We start from the raw sequence: 20,620 nt of genomic DNA on the forward strand, positions 1-20,620 counted from the left end.
TTTCCGCCCTTTTGCAAAGGCGCCTTTCGCAGGGGAGGGAGCCGGCCGCTCAGCCCGGCGTTGCCGCGTCCACCGCCGCCTGATGCTCGGCGGCAAGCCGTGCGTCCAGCTCCGCCACCTTCAGCGCCGCCGGCCGGCCGGTGATGCGCCTGACATAATCGGCGATCACGGGCGTCTCCGGCACCAGCTTGAACATCACGCCCCAGTGGAAGGCATTGCCCCAGAGAATGTCGGCCGCCGTGCAGCGGTCGCCCAGCAGATAGGGCTTCGAGGCCAGCTCGCGCGACACGGTGTCGAGCATGGTGTCGAAGTCGCCATAGGGCGACATGGAGGCAGGGCCGGGGTCGCGCTTCAGCGCGCGGTCCGCGAGGGCGGGTTCGTAGCAGGCCGCGTAATAGACCAGCCAGCGCAGGTACGGCCCACGACCCGGCGCGCCCAAGGCCGGCGCGAAACCGGCCTCGGGGAAGGCGTCGGCGAGATGGATGAAGATCGCCACCTGCTCGGTGACCAGCTCGCCCCGGTGCAGGATGGCCGGCACCTTCCCCATGGGGTTGATGGCGAGATAGGGCGGCTGGCGCTGCTCGCCGGCCTTCATGTTCAGCACATGGAGGCGATAGGGCGCGCCCAGCTCCTCCAGCAGGGTGAGCGCGCAGGAGGCGCGTGTGTTGGGCGAGAAGAACAGGGTGACGGGGTCGTCGGCGGTCATGGAGGCTCCTGTCGTCAGCACGTGTGACGACACCCCTCTAACCGGCCAAGGCTGACACCTTCTGTCAGGTTTGCTAGCACTCTTTCCATGCGCGCCAGCCGCCTCCTGTCGATCCTCATGGTGCTCCAGGCCCGCGGGGCGGTCACCGCCCAGGCCCTCGCGGAGGAATGCGAGGTGTCGCTGCGCACCATCTATCGCGACATCGACGCCTTGAGCGCGGCAGGCGTGCCGGTCTATGCCGAGCGCGGCGCGGGCGGCGGCTACCGGCTGCTGGAAGGCTATCGCACGCGGCTGAACGGCCTTTCCGCGCAGGAGGCGCAGGCCCTGTTCCTCTCCGGCCTTGGCGGGGCGGCCACTGCGCTGGGCCTCGGCGCCGTGCTCGCGGCGGCGCAGACCAAGGTGACGGCGGGCCTGCCCGCCAACCTGCGCAGCGCCGCCGCCCTGATGCGCACGCGCTTCCACCTCGATGCGCCCGGCTGGTTCCATGCGGCGGAAGAACCGCCCTTCCTCCAGGCCGTCGCGGCGGCGGCGTGGGAGCAGCATGTCATCGAGATTCGCTACCAGTCGTGGCGGGCCGAGAAGCGCCGGCGCGTCGCGCCCTTGGGCATGGTGCTGAAAAGCGGCGCCTGGTACCTCGTCGGCGCGGTGGACGCCAGCGTGCGGACCTATCGCATCAGCCGCATCCGGGAGCTGGAGCCGCTGGCCGAGCGATTCGAGCCGCCGCCCGGCTTTGACCTCGCCGCCTGGTGGGGCGAGAGCACGCGGCGGCTGGAAGAGGAGATGTATCCGAACCGGGCGACGGTGCGCCTCTCGCCCCTCGGCCTGCGCCTGCTGGAGCATGTCACCTCCGCCGTCTCGCGGGCCGGCATGGTGGTGGGAGAGCCGGACGCCGACGGCCATCGGGTGGTCACCCTGCGCGTCGGCTCGCTGTGGGAAGCATCCAGCGAGCTGATGCGCTTCGGCACCGAGGCGGAGGTGCTGGGGCCGCCGGAGCTGCGGGCGCGCATCCGGGAGACGGTGGAGAAGATGGGGCGGCTCTACCCGCCCTGAGCGCGGCGCAGGCTTTCGCCGGCCGGGCCTGCGCGTCCGCGCGCGTCGACGGCCTTCCGATGGGGGAGGTGTGTCGGTACGGCATCACATCGCCGAAATTGAACAAGCGGAAGCTCTGCCCGGTGGAAACACGATCTTGGCCGTGGTCCTTTTGCGGCGGGATCGGGCGGTATCCTCTCACAGTCTGGCAGGGGACCATCGCCCTTCCAAGGGGCTGCCTTGGGGGGAAACAGCATGATTTCGCGTTCGTCGATTGCGCTTGCCGCTTTGCTTTCATCCGTCTCGTTCGGTGCCCTGGAAACCGCCCAGGCGCACGAATTCTCGAACTTCTATGTGTTCGGGGACAGCCTGAGCGACGCGGGAACCTATTACGTGGTCGTCGACGGCCAGCTCCAGTCGGTGCGGTTCACGGTGAACCCCGGCCAAGTCTGGGACATGCGGGTGGGCGAGCATTACGGGATCGACGTCTCCCCCTATCTCGCCATCGACACGGTGAGTGGCACCAGCACGGTGGTGGGCGGCACCAATTACGCCCAGGGCGGCGCCTGCGTGGATTCGGGCTACAATATTCCCAAGTGCTTCGTCTACCCGAGCAATACCTTGGGCGAGACGCAGCAGCTTGAGACCTATCTCGATTCCACCGGCGGCGTCGCCCGGCCGAACGCGCTCTACTCCATGTGGGCCGGCGCCAACGACATCTTCACCCAGGCCATTCTGCTCAACCTCGGCGCCATCAGCGAGGAAAAGGCCATCGAGCACGTGGTGGCGGCCGCCAACCAGCACGTGGACAACATCCACACGCTCTCGAAGGCCGGCGCGCGGTACATCATCGTGCCGAACCTGCCGGACATCTCCAAGGCGCCCGTTACCAGCGTACTGCCCGAGGGCCAGTTCTTCAGCGCGGCTGTCACCGCCTACAACGCGACCCTCTACAAGGACCTGCGCCATCTCGGCGGCTCGAACATCATCTTCGTGGATGACTATGCGCTGGTGAACGAGGTGATCGCGAACCCGCACATGTACGGCTTCACCAACGTGACCGACAAGGCGTGCCAGCAGGAGTTCTCGCTCACCTGCACCGCCAACACCCTCGTGGCGCCGAATGCCCAGAACGACTACCTCTTCGCGGACATCGTGCACCCGACACCGGCCGGCCACGCCCTGCTGGCGGAGTACATCGAGTCCATCATCGATGCGCCCGGCCTCATCGGCATGCTGGCGGAAAGCCCGATCTATGTGGGCCGCGGTATCTACCGCACCCTCGACACCCGCATCGGCACGGGCACACCCAAGGGCTTCCAGCTCTATACCAACATCGATTACAGCACCTACAGTCTCGACCCGACCCGCGACCATTCGGGCTCGGACGGCAGCGCCACGGCCGGCTATGTGGGCCTGGAATACGGCTTCGGCAACGGCATCAGCGTCGGCGCCCTGCTGAGCTATGCCAGCGGCAGCTACAACTTCAGCGCGCTGAGCGGCGGCTACGACGCCGACATGTTCAACGGCACGATCTACGCCAACGCCCGCTTCGGCGGCGCCTTCGCCCAGCTCTCCGGCACCATGGGCTCCATCGACTACAACTCGATCCAGCGCCAGTTCGCGCTCGGCGCGGCGCTGCGCACCGACATGGGCAATACCAGCGGTATCTATTCCGGCGCCCGCCTCGCCACCGGCTACGATTTCACCTTCGGCCAGGCGACGCTCACGCCGCTGGCGCAGCTCACCTACCAGCAGGCGACGGTGGACGGCTATGCGGAGACCGCCGGCAATTCCAGCGCCATGTCGTTCGGCAACCAGCTGCGCGAACTGTTCTATGTGACCCTCGGCGGGCAGGCGAGCTATGCCTTCGTGGTGTCCGGCGTCACCATCCGCCCCAATGTGCAGGCGAGCTGGAACTACGACTTCCTGAACCAGGACCGCTCCGTCACCGCCGGCCTGCTTACCGCCCCCGTCACCTTCGCCATGCCGGTCTACCAGCCCGGCCGCGCGTGGACCAACCTCGCGGCGGGCCTCACGGTGGAGGCGGCCAACGGCCTGTCGTGCAATTTCACCGTGGGTGAACAGCTGGGCCAGGATCAGGTGTCCAGCGCCTATGTGAACGGCGGCATCGTCTACAAGTTCTGAGGTGCCGGCCCCGCCGGGGCCATCCTTGCGGGATCGGGGTGCGGTGTGCGGCGCCGCGCCCCGATGCCGTTTCAACACGGCATTTCATGGCGCGCGATTTGCCCTTATAAGGCGCCCATGCTCGACCAGACGCCCAACGCCGCCCTCGCGGACCTGCCCGATTTTGCCCGCCGGCGCACCTTCGCCATCATCTCCCATCCGGACGCCGGCAAGACCACGCTGACGGAAAAGCTCCTGCTTGCCTCCGGCGCCATCCGCATGGCCGGCCACGTGAAGGCGCGCGGCGAGCGCCGCCGCACCCGGTCCGACTGGATGGAGATCGAGCAGCAGCGCGGCATTTCCGTCACCTCCTCGGTGATGACGTTCGAGCGCGACGGCATCGTCTTCAACCTGCTCGACACGCCCGGCCACTCGGACTTCTCCGAAGACACATACCGCACCCTCTCGGCCGTGGACGCGGCGGTGATGGTGATCGACGCCGCCAAGGGCATCGAGAGCCAGACCCGCAAGCTGTTCGAGGTCTGCCGCCTGCGCGACATTCCCATCTTCACCTTCGTCAACAAGGTGGACCGGGAAAGCCTCGACCCCATCGCGCTGATGGATGAGGTCTCCTCCACCCTCGCCCTCGATCTCACCCCGCTCACCTGGCCCATCGGCATGGGCGTGGATTTCCGCGGCCTCATCGACATCGCCAACAAGCGCGCCCTGCTCGCCACCGAGCGCGGCGGCCCGCTGGTGCGCGAGGTGCCGTTCGAGACGCCGGAGGATCTGATCGGCCTCGACGGCGTGGAGGAGCGCATCCTCAACGAGGCGGTGGAGAGCCTGACGCTGGCGCTGGGCGTGCTGCCGCCGTTCGATCTCGCCGCCTTCCGCGAGGGTCATCTCTCGCCGGTCTATTTCGGTTCCGCGCTGAAGGAGGCGGGCGTCGCCGAACTGCTGTTCGGCCTCGGCTCCGTTGGCCCCAGCCCGCTGCCGCGCTCCGCCGCCGGCGACCGCACCGTGGAGCCGGCGGAGGATCTCGTCTCCGGCTTCGTCTTCAAGGTGCAGGCCAACATGGACCCGAACCATCGGGACCGCGTGGCCTTCGTGCGCCTGTGCTCCGGCCGCTTCAAGCGCGGCATGAAGCTGTTCAACCCGCGCGAGAAGCGCAACATGGCCATCGCCAACCCCATCTTCTTCTTCGCCCAGGAGCGCGAGACGGTGGACGAGGCGGTGGCCGGCGACATCATCGGCATTCCCAACCACGGCATGCTGCGGGTGGGCGACACCCTCTCCGAAGGCGAGAGCATCAAGTTCGAGGGCCTGCCGGACTTCGCCCCGGAAATCCTGCGCCGTGTGCTGCTCTCCGATCCCATGAAGGCCAAGCAGCTGCAGAAGGCGCTGCAGGACATGGCGGAAGAGGGCGTGGTGCAGGTCTTGAAGCCAGTCTCCGATCCCGCGCCCATCGTCGGCGTGGTGGGCACCCTCCAGCTCGACGTGCTCGCCGCGCGGCTGGAGAAGGAATACGGCGTGCCCATCCGCTACGAGACCACCTCGTTCGTCACCGCCCGCTGGATCGTCGGCGAGCGGGCCGAGGTGGAGCGTTTCCTGGAACTCAACCGCTCCTCCACCGCGCGCGACCGCGACGAGGCGCCGGTCTATCTCGCCCGCAGCCAGTGGGTGCTGGACCGCGCCATCGAGGAATACCCCAAGCTGAAGTTCGTGGCCGTCAAGGAACGCGCCTGACCCCTTTTTCCTGACCTGAGCCGGGGCGCGCTGGACGCGGCCCCTGATGCCGCCCAACTGGAGGACCCGATGGCCGACGCCGCCCGCCTTGCCGAGCTTTCCACCATCATCGACGACGCCTTCGAGAAGCGCGCCGAGATCGGCTTTTCCACCACCGGCACCGTGCGCGACGCGGTGAACGAGGCCCTGATCCTCCTCGACAGCGGCGCCGCCCGCGTGGCCGAGCAGGGCGCCAACGGCGCCTGGACGGTGAACCAGTGGCTCAAGAAGGCGGTGCTGCTCTCCTTCCGCCTCAACGACATGGAGGCCATCCCCGGCGGTCCCGGCGGCGCCCACTGGTGGGACAAGGTGCCCTCCAAGTTTGCCAGCTGGGGCGAGGCCGAGTTCCGCGCCGCCGGCTTCCGCGCCGTGCCCGGCGCCATCGTGCGCCGCTCCGCCTTCATCGCCCCCAACGTGGTGCTGATGCCCTCCTTCGTGAATCTCGGCGCCCATGTAGGCGAGGGCACCATGGTGGACACCTGGGCCACCGTCGGCTCCTGCGCGCAGATCGGCAGGAACGTGCATCTCTCCGGCGGCGTCGGCATCGGCGGCGTGCTGGAGCCGCTCCAGGCCGGCCCTGTCATCATCGAGGACGACTGCTTCATCGGTGCCCGCTCCGAAGTGGTGGAGGGCGTGGTGGTGCGCCGCGGCTCCGTGCTCTCCATGGGTGTGTTCATCTCCGCCTCCACCAAGATCATCGACCGGCAGACGGGCGAAGTGTTCATCGGCGAAGTGCCGGCCTATTCGGTGGTGGTGCCCGGCGCGCTCCCCGGCAAGCCGCTGCCCGACGGCACGCCCGGCCCCTCGCTTTATTGCGCGGTGATCGTGAAGCGGGTGGACGCGCAGACCCGCTCCAAGACCTCCATCAACGACCTCCTGCGCGACTGAGGCGGGGCTGGCCGGGGAGGGGCTGCGGAGGGGTTTCCCCGGTGGCGTACCGGCGCCGCGGGGCGAGGAATGCGACCTGTTGGCAAGGCGGAGATTCCGGCTTGCCAACCAAGGCCGAGCCGCTATATTCCGCCGCCTCGCCTGGATGCGACGCCCTCGCGGCACGCTCCCTTCCCCGAGCCATCTTGGAGACGACCGGCGAGACCCGGCCCCGCCCCTGCGGCGATGGCTGGAAACAGGGGCGACAGGATTGCGGGCCTTCAACCAGCCCGCCACAAGATCGTAACCCCCGTGTTCCGCGTGCGCCTCGGTGCATGTGGCTGAAGAGGTGGCCGAGGGATTGAAGGCGCACAGATCGCCTTCGGCGGCCATCCCTGAGTGAAGTTCTGCGTGCGCCCGGCGCATGCGGCTGGAGAGGTGGCCGAGTGGTTGAAGGCGCACGCCTGGAACGCGTGTATACGGGAAACCGTATCGAGGGTTCGAATCCCTCTCTCTCCGCCAGTTTCCGCTAACGCATTGAAAATCCTGTTTGATGCGCAATATCAAGAGCTTACGTACTCGCTTGCTACACACGCCTGCTACACAAGGCGGCGAAATGGCAAGGGAAAGCAGGCTCTTCAAACGGGCGGGAAAGTGGACGTTTCGCGTTCGGGTTCCGGCGGACGTCCAAGGCAAAATCGGGAAGAAGGAAATTTGGAAGGCGCTCGGCGACGTCTCCCACGCTGAGGCACGCCGCCTCGCCCGCGTCGAGAGCATTAAAGCGGATGCCTTGTTCGCCGAGGCACGTTCGCCCGCTTCGAAGCTCGGTCTCAGCCAAATCTCCGATGCGGATCTCCAGCATCTGGCGTTGACCTATCTCCACAGACTGGAGGCGGGTGCCGAGCCGATGCCTTTGGATGCGTCCCTCCGAGGCGACCTAGCCTCCGAAGCGTCCGAAAAAATCATGCTCGTCGGTCAGTCGCCAGAGGACGCTTCGTTGCAACTGGTTGCAACGCAGTTGGCCGAGGAGGCTCGCGTCGATGTGGGACGAGATGCGACGATCATCCCGCAGCTGGCGGAGTACGTGCAGAGGGCGCTGATCGAGCACTACTCGCGTGAGATAGATCGGGCCGACCTCGTGCAGGAGCGGTCGTATGACCCACTTTTCGCCAACGTCGATCGCATGTCGCCGCCACCGGCTTCGCGCCTGACTCTTGCGCGAGCGGTCGAGCTGTACAAGGCGGAACCTGACCGGGCAGGGGTGTCTCCCAAAACCCGCGCGGCCTATGAGTTTCGGTTTGCGATGCTCTTGGACCTGCTCGGGCATCAGAAGGTGGTCGACGAAATCAGCAGGGTCATGAGCCGCAATCAGCTGGCCAACTGCGTTACCCCCCGCGGTGGCCGCGCGCTGCCATTGGACATTCCAAAGGATGACCTTGATCGTTTGCATCGCCTGTCCAGCCTGACCCACCGCGGTGATAGGCGAGCGATGCTTCCGCGACAACTTCCATGATTAGCCGATGGCGGCAGCCACAATCATTCGCCGTTCGGTCCGTCTACGCTTCTGGTGCGACGGCGTGCCTCTCAGTTCCACTTCTCAGAACGAGGGGCTCCGGAGCGGCCGGGGAGGGGGCCTGACGGGCGCTCCTCGGCGATGAAGTGGTTGGGATCCACCTGCTGGAAAGCAGTGCGCGCACCCTGCCGGCAGAGCACCTTGATCAGGGAGAGGCCTGTGCTCATTTCGGCTCCACCAGCGTTTCGGTCACCAGTGCAACCCGTTTCACCAAATCGCCCGAGAACCAGGTCACGCTCCGCAGAGGCACCGAGGTGTGCAAGAGCAGGCGCCGGCCGTCGGAGATCCAGTTGTCGAGGACGTTGTCGATCCGGCGCGCCTCGCGGGGGGTCAGGAAGTCGTCGCCCTGTCGGATGGGTCCGCACTTCGTCAGGAGCAGCACCGAGGCGGCACCCATCCGACCTCAAGCCTCTCGCGCTCCTCCCGCTCCCCGCTCATGGCGAGGTGGAACGTGGTGAGCGACAGCGCGAGCGTCTTCTGGCCCTGCAGATGGAGCGCCCGGGCCGTCACCATGGCGAAGTCCTCCATGCCGGTCCCGCCGACAAAGACGAAGCCTCGCCCGGGGCTCTGGCTCAAAGCCGTCCGGCTGGACACCCACTCCTTGATCCGCGACGCCTCCGGGTGCTCCACGGCGTCGAGGGTCATGTGGTGGTAGCGCTTGCGGAACCCGCTCTCCTGAAGGGAGCGGATCACCGCGGCCTCTTTCTGCTGCGCGTGTGATGCGGGCTGGGCCATCTCAGTTCCACTTGCTCAGGTCGAGGGGCGGCAGCTCGATGAGTTCCAGCTCGGGGAGTCCCTGAAGCTCCTCGAAGGGCTCCGGCGCGGCCTGGGAGGGCGCCTGACGGGCGGCCTCGGCCCGGCGGCGCATCTCCGCCCTCTGGGCCTCCTCGCGGGCCTTGCGGGCGTCCCCTGCGGCCAGAAGGGTCTCGCGGTTGATCTGCCGGACCTCCCTCTCCTTGTCCGCGACCTTGGACAGCGCGCGCCGCTCGCCGATCTTCAGCAGGGCCTTCTCGCGGGTCATACCGCCGGCCTCCAGCGTCGCCAGCTCGCGCTCCTCGGCGGGGAGGAGCTGCAACGCCTGATCCCTGCCGCTCGCGGCGAAGGCATCGAGGAAGTGGCTGATGAACTGTTCGCGGACGAGGAAGTTGAGGGCCGGCATCTCCGGCGGCCTCGACTGGCGCATCCAGCCGAAATAGCTCGACATAATCATGGACCAGTTCTTGACCACGTAGCTCAGGAACTCGTGGCGCCGGACGACATTGTCGCGGAACCGCGCCTTGAGCACGTTCTTGAGGATGTAGCAGTCCTTCTGCGTCCACCCGGGCACCGACTGGCCGGGGTAGGTCTCCAGCCAGGCGTCGCGGAAGGTCATCTCGTAGTCGCGGGGGTGGTCGCCGTGGCGGACCTTCTCCGTCCGCTGGGCGCGGGCCTCAGCGTGCTCGGTGCGGACCCGCTGGACGATCTCGGCCGGCGACTCGACCGCGACGGCGCGGGCCGGCGGCGCGGCGGGCGAAAGGCATTCAGAGATTTCCTCTCTGCGGGGTGAGTGGTTCACCTTCCCCGCCTCTGTCTTCCTCTTCGGAATAGCCAAGGTCGCCCCCGTCGAGCCGCGAAGCGGGGAGAGGTTGTTTTCTTTTTTAAGATCTTTCTTTTTATAGGAGTCCGTATTCTGAACTACCTCAGTCCGCATTCCGGACTTATTCGGATCCTCCGCAAGGTCCAAAGCCCCGTCGGTAGTCCGGTTTCCGAACTTATTCGGCTCGGGCGGCGGAGCGGTTTCGGTAGTCCGCATTCCGGACAACCCACCAAGCTCCTGCTCGAACTCATCTTTCTCGGCCGCGGGTTCGAGATTGAGTTTCCGGCGGCCCTTCGCAACGGCAAGTGTGGGCGACATCACTCCCTCCACAGGGGTCCAGTTGAGGTTGATCTCGATCCGCGTGCATTTCCGCTTCACGGCCTCGACGATCAGTATTCCTCGCTCCTTCAGAGAGGAGAGGAGAGCATAGAATTGGGTCCGCTTGATGCGGATGGGGGGCACGAGATACTCGTAGCCAGAGCCCTCGGTGGACTTGATGCCCTCCGCAAGCTGCTCATAGGTCGCACTGACGAACTGCCTGCCCCATTCAACGGTGCAGGACAGCAGATATGACAAAAGGTCTCTCTCGTCCGCAGCGAGGTGCGCACGCCACTGTCTTTCCACGATATTGCGGATAGAGGTCCTCTCCATCAGGGACATGCCGGGCGCAAGGTTTATTTCTGGGGCCGGTGGCCGGCATATGATCTGGCTACACATCTAGACACTCACCCTTTTCTTGCAGCGCAGCAGTGAATGGCAGGCGAGCCATTGGGGTCTGCAGGCAATTTGCAGCGGACTGCGACTCCATCGCGGTTCGCGCGCGCTGCGCGGTGATGAACTCGGTTCTATGAGCATTTGGGACTCGCCTTAGGGGGCGCGGCCGGACCACTGCCAGGCTAGAAAAACAGGGTCAGGCTGCGCCGGTCGGGGGATCAGTCCCGACCGCGAAACGGTGCCATGAGATGGGGAGAGAATCAAATATAAAATACAAAACGGAGTAGTTTGACGAACACTCGTACAGTAGAGTGTCCGGCGAGGAGCCAAAATTTCCTGAAAAGGTATCCTCTGGCCGAATGGTGTCGAGTTGGTGTATGTTTGAGGGCTGATGTAGTGATCAGTGATGTTCTGTGGAGGTTGCGTGTGTCGGGCGATCTGGACAGGCTGGCGAAGATCGCCAGGGACATTAAAATTCTGAAGTGGATTATGTTTGCACTCCTCTTCCTTGTCGTCCTGTTAGCCGTTTCGATCTGCCGTGCGGCTACGCTAACGACGTCGTCCGGGTTGGTCGTAGCGCGGTCGGCGAACGTGGACGGTCAGCGACAGTAGGTGCGCCGACCCCTTTTGAGCATCGGATAGGAATTCACTGGTGCAACAGTTGCCGCGCGACGGGGCGGCACGCAGTTTGCTCAAACTCAGCGGCGGCGCAAACCAAGTCTGACCTGTGCTCTCGTTCGCCGCCGGACCTCAACTGACCATGCTCCGGCGGCTGCAAAAATGGAGAGGCCGAATACCTGGGCCTGTTGCAACAAGTTGCACGGGAAAGTGGGAAGTGTGTGTGGGTCGTCTCCGCCTAGGGAGACAACGGCAGCAATGTCCGTCGACAGCGCCGCGCATCACATTCAGCGCAGAGTGCTCGGGCCGGTGCACCCGGTTGCAGCACGCCGATCATCCCCTGCATCGGGGGAGGGATTGGTGGGCGGCGTGAAAGGCGATGAACTCCAGCTCTTGGTAGCGCCCTTCGCGGCCGATTTTGGAAATCGACTGGTTCGCCGACCGATTGAGGCTACCCCGATCAGCATCGTCGCTGAAATCTGCGCTTTCGACGATCGTTGCGCTCTCACGACGTGTGTCGCATCTTCTCCGGTGGCCGAGGGAGCAATTGACCAAAGGCGTGGCAACTCCCCGACGACCGGGCACATGCGGCGCTGACGATGTCGCGGTGGGCTCATTTGCCCTTCTGCTCCGGTGCAACCGGGTGCACCAAAGATGGCGAGGCCCGCCTCGGAGCCGTGACGTCTGGAGGCAACTGGCCGTCTCGCGGTTGAGCGGGCGGACGGTCTTCTCCTAGCTTGACGCACTCGCGGCGGGCAGGCCAAAGGGGCTTCTCATAACCACATATCGTGGTATTACTCCACGTAACGTTGATGGACGGGTTGGGCGGCTGCGGCTCTTTCTGGGGCATGCAGTCATTCGCCAACATGCTCCGGAAGCGAACCGAGGAACTGGGCCTTTCCTATGCAGAGGCTGCCAGGCGTGCGGGCCTGAGCGAGCGTCGGTTTGGGAATTACCTGGCCGGGATCAGGGAGCCGGACTTGGCGACGTTCTGCCGAATTGCTGAGGCGTTATCTGTGACGCCAAACGACCTTCTCGACTTCCCTGTTGCTGAGGGACCGGGGAGGCGGGCCGATCGCGAGCGGCTGCACGCTGCTGTTGAGGCGCTCCCCGAGGATGCGCTGGAGCTGATCCTGATCCAGCTCAACGCTGTCGCGGCAGAAGGCCGGAAATCCTCCGCCGAGGACTGAGATCGGTCCTGCCCGATCTATTGCAACCGGTTGCACCGGATGCACTGCAGTGCCTTCTCGTGGGCACGCGGTCGACCGCCCACGTGCGGATGCCGTGCCCATTTCAGCAATCGTGAAACTGAGGTCGGTGAAATGATCGTCGCGGGGCTGCGCTGGTTCCTCGGGCTGAATGTACTGTTGCTTTTGGGGGCAGCGCTGTTCGAAGGATGGCCGGCGGCCGCCGCTGCGTTGTATGTTCTCGCAACAGCAATCTTGCTCCCGCCGATTGGTGCACGCCTGAGCACATACCTCAGGCCATTGGAGCGACCATGGATCGCTCTGGCCGCAGGCTTCGTACTCTGCATCGTTGGTGCCGCCATGACGCCGGCGTCAACGAAAACCGAGGGCCAGGTGGTCGCAACCACACCCTCGGTCCCTTCGGGCAAACCCACGGACGTCGCATCACAGGCGCAACCTGCTCCGGCCCCCCCTCCAAAGCAGGTCGCCCAGCCGGCGAAAAAGCCGGAGGTCGTCGATATCCGCACCAAAATTCACCCGGATGCGGCGGCGCCCATCCAGGGGCCGTCGTGGGCTAAGACAATCCAGGCCTGGGGGGACGATTGGATCCGGAGGATAAACGCAGCCTTGCCGAAGGTGGCCGAAAAGATCGCGCGCTCTCCGGAATGCGATTACGTCGAGGTGATCGGGATCTCCAACCGGAGCGCGGTCCGGCAGAATGCGGTCTTTTACGTCGATTGCCGCAACCACGAGCGCTTCTACGTCTCAGAGGCAGAACTCGGGTCCATCGCCGCGCCGGCTTCGAAGAACGCGAAGACGGCCGGCATCATCGACGCAGTGGCAATAACAGCGTGCGTGGAGCAGGTGAAAGACCAGCTCAAACTGCCCCTTTCGTTCGACCGCCACGTACTCTCGACCAAGGTGTACCGCAGCCCATACGGCAATATCTCCGTCGACTTCGATTTCACGGCCAAGAATGCGCTCGGTGGGAGCATTCCGCAGCACGCGCGCTGCGCCATCGACGACACCGGAATTTACCCCGCTGAGATATCGGCTCGATAGAAGCACCGGACGACGGCAGCGCCACCGCGCGAAATATTGCAACCGGGTGCACCGCTCGGAATGCAGTCAGCGGTGGGAATGGCGCTGCGGGGAGAGGCTCGAAGCTCGTGCTACGCCTATCGCCATTGGCCGCCGAGGATAGTGGTAAGCTCCTGTCCCGCAGCCAGCAGCACGGGGGACATGATGGCGATCTGAGAGGGGGTGAAACGTGTGCGCGGGCCCGAGATGGTCAGCGCGCCCGCCAAGGAGATACCGCCGGAAAAGACCGGCACCGAGATGGCCGCTGTTTCCGTGTCCCGCTCCCCCTGGGACACCCAGGGCAGATTGGCCAGCAGCTTCCGGCGCTCCGCCGCGTCCCGGGTGCGTGAGAAGGCCGTCAGCACGTGCCCGGCGGCGCCCTTGTCGAGGGCAAGCACATCGCCCTCGCGGATGTGGTCGCGGATGGGATGATTGGAATCTTCCCGGAACAGGCAGACCCGCACCGGGCCGTCGCGATGGAAGAACGAGGCGCTCTCCCCGGTCTCCCGCACCAGCTCGCGCAGGATGGGGCGGACGTGCCGGTCGAGCCTGAAGCTACGCTGATAGAGGCTGCCGAGCCGCATCACCTCAAAGCCCAGCGCGTAGGTCTTGTCCGGCATCCGCACCAGGCATCCGGCGCGCTCCAGCGACACGGCAAGGCGCAAGAGGGTGCTCTTGTAGAAGCCTGTGCGCTCGGAGAGCTCGTGCAGGCTGAGGGCGGTGTCGCCGTCGCGGAACGCCCCCAGGATGCGGAAGGCGCGGTCCACCGCCTCCACTCCGCCCGCGGACTTCACGTCCTTCTCCCCGTCTAAAGACATACCGCCCCCGTCCATGCCGACGCACGCCTGGGCCGCGGTTGACACGCCCGGCTCATGGCGATAGTTCTACTAGAAAGAAATTAGTTCTGTCTAGCAGAATTTTGGGAGGCGAGAGTGGAGCGCTACCAGCTCTTTATCAACGGCACGTGGTGCGATCCGGCATCGGGCGCGTGGTTTGAGACCAGCGAGCCCTTCTCGGGAGAGGCCTGGGCGCTGATCCCCCGCGGCACAGCCGCCGACGCCGACCGCGCGGTCGAGGCCGCCCACCGCGCCTTCCTCTCGCCGGAATGGTCCGCGCTCACCGCCACCCAGCGCGGCGCGCTGCTGCGCAAGCTCGCCGGTCTGATCGAGGAGAACGTGGACCTGCTCGGCAGGGTCGAGCAGCGCGACAACGGCAAGCTCATGGCCGAGGTCGCGGGGCAGGTCCGCAACGTGGCGCAGTGGTTCCATTATTATGCGGGGCTCGCCGACAAGGTCGGCGGCGACGTGGTGCCAATCAACAAGGCGGACGTCTTCAACTATACGAAGCTTGAGCCGCTGGGCGTGGTGGTGGCCATCACCCCGTGGAACTCGCCCCTCGCGCTCACGACCTGGAAGATGGCACCCGCGCTGGCGGCCGGAAACACCATCGTCATCAAGCCCTCGGAATACACCTCCGCCTCGCTGCTGGAGCTGGCGAAGCTGGCTGAGCAGGCGGGCTTTCCGAAGGGCGTCGTGAACGTGGTGACAGGCTTCGGCCCCGAAGTGGGCGAGCCTCTGGTCCGCCACCCGCTCACCGCCAAGGTCGCCTTCACCGGCGGCGATATCGGCGGGCAGAAGGTGAACGAGGCGGCCGCCCCCGGCCTCAAGAAGGTGACGCTCGAACTCGGCGGCAAGTCCCCGAACATCGTGTTCGACGATGCCGACCTGGAGCAGGCGGTGAAGGGCGCGGTGGCCGGCGTGTTCGGGGCCTCAGGCCAGACCTGCATGGCAGGCTCCCGCCTGCTGCTGCAGGAGAGCATCCACGACGCTTTCCTCGCCCGCCTGATCGAGGTGGTGAAGGACGCGAAGATCGGCGATCCCGCGCTCATGGAGACGCAGGTCGGCCCCATCGCCACCCGCGCCCAGTTCGAGAAGATCCTGCGCATGATCGAGATGGGCAAGGAGGACGGCGCCACCCTCGCGCTCGGCGGCCATGTCCTGTCCGGCCCGGGCTACGGCCAGGGGCAGTTCGTAGCGCCCACCATCTTCACCGGCGTGCGCAACGACATGCGCATCGCCCAGCAGGAGGTCTTCGGGCCCGTAGTCTGCGTGCTGAAGTTCAAGGACGAGGACGAGGCGCTGGCCATCGCCAATGACGTGCCCTTCGGCCTCGCCGCCGGCGTGTGGACGAAGGACCTGCACCGGGCCCTGTGGTGCGTCGACCGCCTGAAGGCAGGCACGGTCTGGGTGAACAACTAACGCTCCACCAGCTTCGCCACCCCCTTCGGCGGCTACAAGCGCTCCGGCCTCGGCCGCGAGGGCGGCGTGGAGGCGATCAAGGAATATCTGCAGACCAAGAGCGTGTGGATCACCACCAAGCCCAACCGCTCCAATCCCTTCATCCTGGGCTGAGGGCGCGCCGTGACCCCCTCTCCCGATCCCGGCCAGTGGTGGCGCACCGCCATCATCGACATCGCGCCCGGCGCCATCCGCGTGCGTGGCTATGCCATTGAGGACCTCATCGGCGCCATCTCTTTTCCGCAGATGATCTGGCTGATGCTGCGCGGCGACCTGCCGAATGCCGATCAAGCGGCGCTGCTCGGCGCGGTGCTGGTGGCGGCGGTGGACCATGGCCCGCAGGCGCCCTCCATCGCCATCGCCCGCATGGCCATGACCTGCGGCGTCGGGGTGAACAACGCCATGGCATCGGCCGTGAACGCGCTCGGCGATATCCATGGCGGCGCCGGCCAGCAATGCATGGAGCTTTACGCCGCCGTCGATGACCGGGCCGGACACGGCATCACCCTCGATGCCGCCGCCGGTGCCGAGATCGGTACCCGCCTGTTGCGGCGAGAGCATGTGCCGGGCTTCGGCCACCGCTTCCATCCGGTAGACCCGCGGGCGGGGCGGCTGCTCTCGCTGGTGGACGACGCGGTGGCGCGGGGCGCTATCACGGGCCGTTTCGCCGCCATCGGCCGCGCGGTGGAGGATGCGCTCGCGACGGCCAAGGGCAAGCGCCTGCCCATGAACATCGATGGTGCGACCGCCGTGGTCCTGTCCGAGCTCGGCTTCGCGCCAGAGGAGGGCCGCGGGCTGTTCATCCTCTCCCGCTCGGTGGGCATCCTCGCCCACGCCATGGAGCAGAAGGCGCAGGGCGGCCGCATCAAGGGGCCGATGCCGCCCGCGGTGCCTTACGCCTACGACGGCGCGGGGCCGCGCGCCCTCCCCCGCACCACCACCAAGGCGGGAGGGACCATGCCATGATCCATGACAAGCACCTGCCCCTTGCCGGCATTCGCGTGCTCGACTTCGGGCATACGGTCATGGGCCCGTCCTGCGCCATGATCCTCGCCGATCTCGGCGCAGACGTGCTGAAGATCGAGCCGGCTCCGGGCGGTGACCCCACCCGCCAGCTCCAGGGCTTCGGCATGGGTTATTTCGGTTATTTCAATCGCAACAAGCGCTCCCTGGCGGTGGATCTGAAGAGCGATGCGGGCCGCGAGATCGCCCGCCGCCTGATCAAGGGCGCCGACGTGCTGGTGGAGAACTTCGCCCCCGGCACCATGGGTCGCCTCGGGCTCGATGCGGATACCGCCACTGCCCTCAATCCCCGGCTCGTCTATGCCAGCCTGAAGGGGTTCCTGGATGGCCCCTATGCCCATCGCCTCGCCCTCGACGAGGTGGTGCAGATGATGTCCGGCCTCGCCTACATGACCGGGCCGAGCGGCCGGCCTCTGCGTGCCGGGACATCGGTGGTGGACATTGCGGGCGGCATGTTCGCCGTCATCGCCATCCTCGCCGCGCTGCGCGAGCGCGAGGCGACCGGTGAGGGACAGGTGGTGGAGGCGGCGCTGTTCGAGACCACCGTCTTCCTCATGGGCCAGCACCTCGCCTACGCCGCGCAGACCAATGAGCCCATCCCGCCCATGCCCGAGCGCGTCTCGGCCTGGGCGGTCTACGAGCCATTTGCTCTCAGGGACGGGCGACAGATCTTCGTCGGCATCACCACCGACGGGCACTGGCAGCGCTTCTGCGCGCTGGTCGGCTGGCAGGACATGCTCGCCGACGCCAGCCTCGCCACCAATAACGGTCGTGTCGCTGCGCGCGGACGCATCCTGCCCTGCTTCACCTGCCTGTTCGGCTCGCTGTCTCAGGACGAGGCCGTGGCGCTCTGCGAGAAGGCCCGCATTCCCTTCGCGCCCATCGCCCGGCCGGAGGACCTGTTCCACGATCCCCACCTCACCGCCACCGGCGGCCTGATGCCGACGCGCCTGCCCAACGGCGTGGAAACGCGCCTGCCACGCCTGCCCATCCACATGGGCGAGGCGGACCTCTCGCTGCGCAGCGACCCGCCGGAGGTGGGAGCCGATACGGCCGATGTCCTCGAGGCCCTCGGCTATGCGCCTGACGCCATCGCCGCGCTGGCACGGGAAGGCGTGGTGGCCACGGGCACCGCCGCGTCCCGCTGAAGCCGAACAAAGACAATCAAACTCCGGGAGGAGACCATGCCAATGACAGCAAAAGGCCCGGACCTGCTCGTGGTGGGCTGCGGCATCGCCGGGCTCAGCGCGGCAGTGTCCGCCCTCGAGGGCGGGCTTTCGGTGACGCTGCTCGAGCGTGCGCCGGAAGAGGAATTCGGCGGCAACACGCGCTGGACCGAAGCCTACATGCGCATGAAGAACGACAGCGAGATATCCGACGACTTCGAGGAGCATTTCGCCGCCAATGCCGGCCCCAATCTCGATCCCAATGTCCTGACCGAGGTGGCGCGCCCCTATGCGGACTGGCCGGCGGTGGTGAAGGCCCATCCCTTCCCGGACCCCGAGGTCATCTCCACCTTCGCTGCCGAGGTCCCGCCAACCATCGCCTGGCTGAAGGGCTTCGGCCTGAAGTTCGGCCCCCAGCCCATCTATCTCCTCACCCAGAACACCACGCGCATCGCCGCGCAGGGCGGCGGCCTCGCGCTCATCGAGCGATTGATGGCCGAGGCGAAGCGCCTCGGCGCCGAGGTGCGCTTCCGCACCACCGCCACCGCTTTGCTGCGCGATGCGGACGGGCGCGTGGCGGGCGTCGCCGTCACCGGTCCGGACGGGCGGCGCGAGGAGATTCGCTCGGGCGCCACCGTATTCGCCTCGGGCGGCTTCCAGGGCAACCCGGAGATGATGACGCGCTACATCGGCCAGAAGGCGACCAACATCCGCCCCGTGGCCCGGGGCGGCTACTACAATCGTGGCGAAGGCATTAGCATGATGCTGGAGGCCGGGGCCGCGGCTGCCGGCGAGTTCGGCTCCTACCACGCCGAGCCGGTGGATCCCCGCTCGCTCCAGGCCGAGGCGGTGGTGTTCATCTATCCCTATGGCGTGCTCGTGAACCGCGACGGACGGCGCTTCCTCGATGAGGCGCCCGGCACGGTGGATGCCCACTACGACAATATCGGCCGGGCCATCGCCGACCAGCCGGGCGGCATCTCCTGGGTCATCTTCGACGCCAAGGTGGAGGACATCCCGCGCTGGCGCACCTCCATCCGCTCGGATGTCGCGGCGGTGGAGGCACCGACGCTGGAAGCACTGGTGGAAAAGCTCGGGCTGCCAGCCGAGACCCTCGACACCATCGCCGCCTTCAATGGCGCTTGTCCCGACGAGGGCGGCGACTTCACGCCCTTCGCCATCGACCACCGGGCGACCACGGGGCTTGAGCCCCGCAAGTCGCACTGGTGCCGGCGGATCGAGACGGCGCCGTTCCGCGCCTATCCCATCATCTCCACCGCCTGCTTCACCTTCGGCGGCGTGAAAGTGAATGCCTCGGCCCAGGTACTGGATGGCGATGGCAAGGTCATCCCCGGCCTCTACGCCGCGGGGGAGACGGTCGGTCTGTATCACCAGGTCTATACGGGCTCGACCTCCGTGCTGCGCGGCGCCGTGTTCGGCCGTCTCGCCGGCCTCGATGCCGCGGCCCGCCTCGCACCACGCCTGAAGACGGCGCTCTGAACCAGATACAAGAGGGAGGACAACAATGAAAAAGACGATGCTGGCGGCCGCATGCGCGGTGGCCATCGCTCTGCCGCTCGCCGGCGCCCGGGCCCAGTCCTATTCGGACGGGGTGGTGAAAATCGGCATCCTGACGGACTTGTCCGGCCAGCTGTCCGATTCCACCGGCGCCGGCTCCATACTCGCGGCGGAAATGGCGGTGGCGGACTTTGGCCCCATCGAGGGCGCGAAGGTGGAGATCATCTCCGCCGATCACCAGAACAAGGCCGACATCGGCGCCGCAACGGCCCGCAAATGGTACGAGGTGGATGGCGTCGACGCCATCATGGACGTGCCCAATTCCGCGGTGGCGCTGGCGGTGCAGCAGATCACGCGGGAGAAGGATCGCATCGCGATCTTCTCTTCTCCCGCCTCCTCGGACCTGACCGGCAAGGCCTGCTCACCGAATGGCATCCACTGGACCTACGACACCTACGCGCTGGCCCATGTGACCGGGGATGCGGTGGTGGCCTCCGGCCTGAAGAACTGGTTTTTCCTGACCTCCGACTATGCCTTCGGCCACGCGCTGGAGCGCGACACCAGCGCGGTGGTCCAGACGGCCGGCGGCAAGGTCTTCGGTTCGGTGCGGATGCCGGCCAATGCGCCGGATTTCTCATCCTTCCTGCTCCAGGCCCAAAGCTCGAAGGCCGAGGTCGTCGCCCTCGCCACGGCCGGCCTCGACACGCAGAACGCCATCAAGCAGGCAGCCGAATTCGGGCTGGCTGAATCCGGCAAGACCATCGCGGCGCTGCTGCTCGCCGAAACCGAGGTCAACGCCCTCGGGCTGAAGGCGACGCAGGGCATTCGCCTGACCGCGCCATTCTACTGGGACATGAATGACGGCACCCGCGCCTTTGCCAAACGCTTCTACGAGAAGCGCAAGGCCATGCCCACCTTCTACCAGGCGGGGGTTTACGGCGCCGTGACGCACTATCTGAAGGCGGTGAAGGCGGCGAAGACCGATTCCGCGGGTCCGGTGATGGCGAAGATGAAGGACACGCCCGTCAACGATTTCATGACGAAGGACGGCAAGGTGCGCGAGGATGGCCGCGTCATCCGCGACATGTACCTGTTCCAGGTGAAGACTCCGGCGGAGTCCAAGGCGCCGTGGGACTATTACAAACTCGCCGCCACCGTGCCAGGAGACCAGGCCTTCCGCCCCCTCGTCGAGAGTGATTGTCCGCTGGTGAAGAAGATGTAGCGCGCCGGCTTTCAAGGACCCGTTCTGCGCTGGCCCAATCCGGGCGTTCGGAGGAAATGCGCCCCGTCTATGGCGATGGGGCGCTAGCAACTGCCAACCGAGAGCGTACCCGCTGGGATGTCATGTCACTGC

At 66.3% G+C, this 20,620-nt stretch carries 17 protein-coding genes, 1 tRNA gene and 1 pseudogene; 13 read left to right on the forward strand and 6 right to left on the reverse strand.

What is annotated here, in order from left to right; all coding sequences use genetic code 11:
* Positions 1-49: 49 nt before the first annotated feature.
* The gene (locus tag A37E_RS0112950; protein WP_029556971.1) at positions 50-706 is read right to left on the reverse strand and encodes a glutathione S-transferase family protein; all 657 of its coding nucleotides are present in this window, start codon (positions 704-706) and stop codon (positions 50-52) included.
* A gap of 87 nt (positions 707-793) precedes the next feature.
* On the opposite strand from A37E_RS0112950, the gene A37E_RS0112955 reads away from it, so the two are divergent.
* From A37E_RS0112955 to A37E_RS0112980, 6 genes are all read left to right on the forward strand, one after another.
* Complete coding sequence (locus tag A37E_RS0112955) at positions 794-1,756, forward strand: YafY family protein (RefSeq protein ID WP_029556972.1); 963 nt, start codon at positions 794-796, stop codon at positions 1,754-1,756.
* 234 nt (positions 1,757-1,990) lie between these two features.
* The gene (locus A37E_RS0112960; RefSeq protein WP_029556973.1) at positions 1,991-3,883 is read left to right on the forward strand and encodes an autotransporter domain-containing protein; all 1,893 of its coding nucleotides are present in this window, start codon (positions 1,991-1,993) and stop codon (positions 3,881-3,883) included.
* A 117-nt stretch (positions 3,884-4,000) separates the two neighbouring features.
* Positions 4,001-5,608, forward strand: coding sequence for a peptide chain release factor 3 (locus A37E_RS0112965; protein ID WP_029556974.1), 1,608 nt, complete (start codon positions 4,001-4,003; stop codon positions 5,606-5,608).
* Between the two features lie 69 nt (positions 5,609-5,677).
* On the forward strand, positions 5,678-6,535 hold the full coding sequence (dapD, locus tag A37E_RS0112970) for a 2,3,4,5-tetrahydropyridine-2,6-dicarboxylate N-succinyltransferase (protein WP_029556975.1): 858 nt from the start codon (positions 5,678-5,680) through the stop codon (positions 6,533-6,535).
* A 411-nt stretch (positions 6,536-6,946) separates the two neighbouring features.
* Positions 6,947-7,036, forward strand: a tRNA-Ser gene (locus A37E_RS0112975).
* Between the two features lie 31 nt (positions 7,037-7,067).
* Positions 7,068-8,027, forward strand: a complete 960-nt coding sequence (locus A37E_RS0112980) for a DUF6538 domain-containing protein (RefSeq protein ID WP_156026306.1) — start codon at positions 7,068-7,070, stop codon at positions 8,025-8,027.
* A 71-nt stretch (positions 8,028-8,098) separates the two neighbouring features.
* Here A37E_RS0112980 and A37E_RS26895 read toward each other — a convergent pair whose 3' ends face one another.
* The 4 genes from A37E_RS26895 to A37E_RS0112995 are packed head-to-tail and all read right to left on the reverse strand — an operon-like array spanning position 8,099 to position 10,323.
* Positions 8,099-8,254: a hypothetical protein gene (locus A37E_RS26895; RefSeq protein ID WP_156026307.1), complete on the reverse strand. Its 156-nt coding sequence runs from the start codon at positions 8,252-8,254 to the stop codon at positions 8,099-8,101.
* Positions 8,251-8,484, reverse strand: a complete 234-nt coding sequence (locus tag A37E_RS0112985) for a hypothetical protein (protein WP_029556977.1) — start codon at positions 8,482-8,484, stop codon at positions 8,251-8,253. Before A37E_RS0112985 ends, A37E_RS26895 begins: the two co-directional genes overlap by 4 nt.
* On the reverse strand, positions 8,457-8,822 hold the full coding sequence (locus A37E_RS0112990; protein ID WP_029556978.1) for a hypothetical protein: 366 nt from the start codon (positions 8,820-8,822) through the stop codon (positions 8,457-8,459). Before A37E_RS0112990 ends, A37E_RS0112985 begins: the two co-directional genes overlap by 28 nt.
* Before the next feature lies 1 nt (position 8,823).
* Positions 8,824-10,323, reverse strand: a complete 1,500-nt coding sequence (locus A37E_RS0112995) for a hypothetical protein (protein WP_029556979.1) — start codon at positions 10,321-10,323, stop codon at positions 8,824-8,826.
* Positions 10,324-11,807: 1,484 nt separating this feature from the next.
* On the opposite strand from A37E_RS0112995, the gene A37E_RS0113005 reads away from it, so the two are divergent.
* Entirely contained in the window at positions 11,808-12,185 is a 378-nt protein-coding gene (locus A37E_RS0113005) for a helix-turn-helix transcriptional regulator (protein ID WP_245279326.1), read from the forward strand.
* 132 nt (positions 12,186-12,317) lie between these two features.
* Positions 12,318-13,244 carry a hypothetical protein gene (locus tag A37E_RS25965; RefSeq protein ID WP_051678994.1) on the forward strand — a complete coding sequence of 309 codons (927 nt, stop codon included), beginning with the start codon at positions 12,318-12,320 and terminating at the stop codon, positions 13,242-13,244.
* Positions 13,245-13,360: 116 nt separating this feature from the next.
* Here A37E_RS25965 and A37E_RS0113015 read toward each other — a convergent pair whose 3' ends face one another.
* Positions 13,361-14,056: an IclR family transcriptional regulator gene (locus tag A37E_RS0113015; RefSeq protein WP_051678995.1), complete on the reverse strand. Its 696-nt coding sequence runs from the start codon at positions 14,054-14,056 to the stop codon at positions 13,361-13,363.
* Between the two features lie 138 nt (positions 14,057-14,194).
* Here A37E_RS0113015 and A37E_RS25345 point away from each other — a divergent pair.
* The 5 genes and pseudogenes from A37E_RS25345 to A37E_RS0113040 all read left to right on the forward strand — a co-directional run bounded on the left by A37E_RS25345 (position 14,195) and on the right by A37E_RS0113040 (position 20,488).
* A pseudogene (locus A37E_RS25345) lies at positions 14,195-15,673 on the forward strand (aldehyde dehydrogenase).
* 9 nt (positions 15,674-15,682) lie between these two features.
* Complete coding sequence (locus A37E_RS0113025) at positions 15,683-16,525, forward strand: citryl-CoA lyase (RefSeq protein ID WP_029556984.1); 843 nt, start codon at positions 15,683-15,685, stop codon at positions 16,523-16,525.
* Positions 16,522-17,730, forward strand: coding sequence for a CoA transferase (locus A37E_RS0113030; RefSeq protein WP_029556985.1), 1,209 nt, complete (start codon positions 16,522-16,524; stop codon positions 17,728-17,730). The genes A37E_RS0113025 and A37E_RS0113030 overlap by 4 nt, the downstream gene beginning before the upstream one ends.
* A 42-nt stretch (positions 17,731-17,772) precedes the next feature.
* Positions 17,773-19,248, forward strand: a complete 1,476-nt coding sequence (locus tag A37E_RS0113035; protein WP_038193054.1) for an FAD-dependent oxidoreductase — start codon at positions 17,773-17,775, stop codon at positions 19,246-19,248.
* 25 nt (positions 19,249-19,273) lie between these two features.
* Positions 19,274-20,488 carry an ABC transporter substrate-binding protein gene (locus A37E_RS0113040; RefSeq protein WP_029556987.1) on the forward strand — a complete coding sequence of 405 codons (1,215 nt, stop codon included), beginning with the start codon at positions 19,274-19,276 and terminating at the stop codon, positions 20,486-20,488.
* Positions 20,489-20,620 lie beyond the last annotated feature (132 nt).

The sequence above is a fragment of the Xanthobacter sp. 91 genome (assembly GCF_000702385.1).
GTDB classification, from domain to species: domain Bacteria; phylum Pseudomonadota; class Alphaproteobacteria; order Rhizobiales; family Xanthobacteraceae; genus Xanthobacter; species Xanthobacter aminoxidans.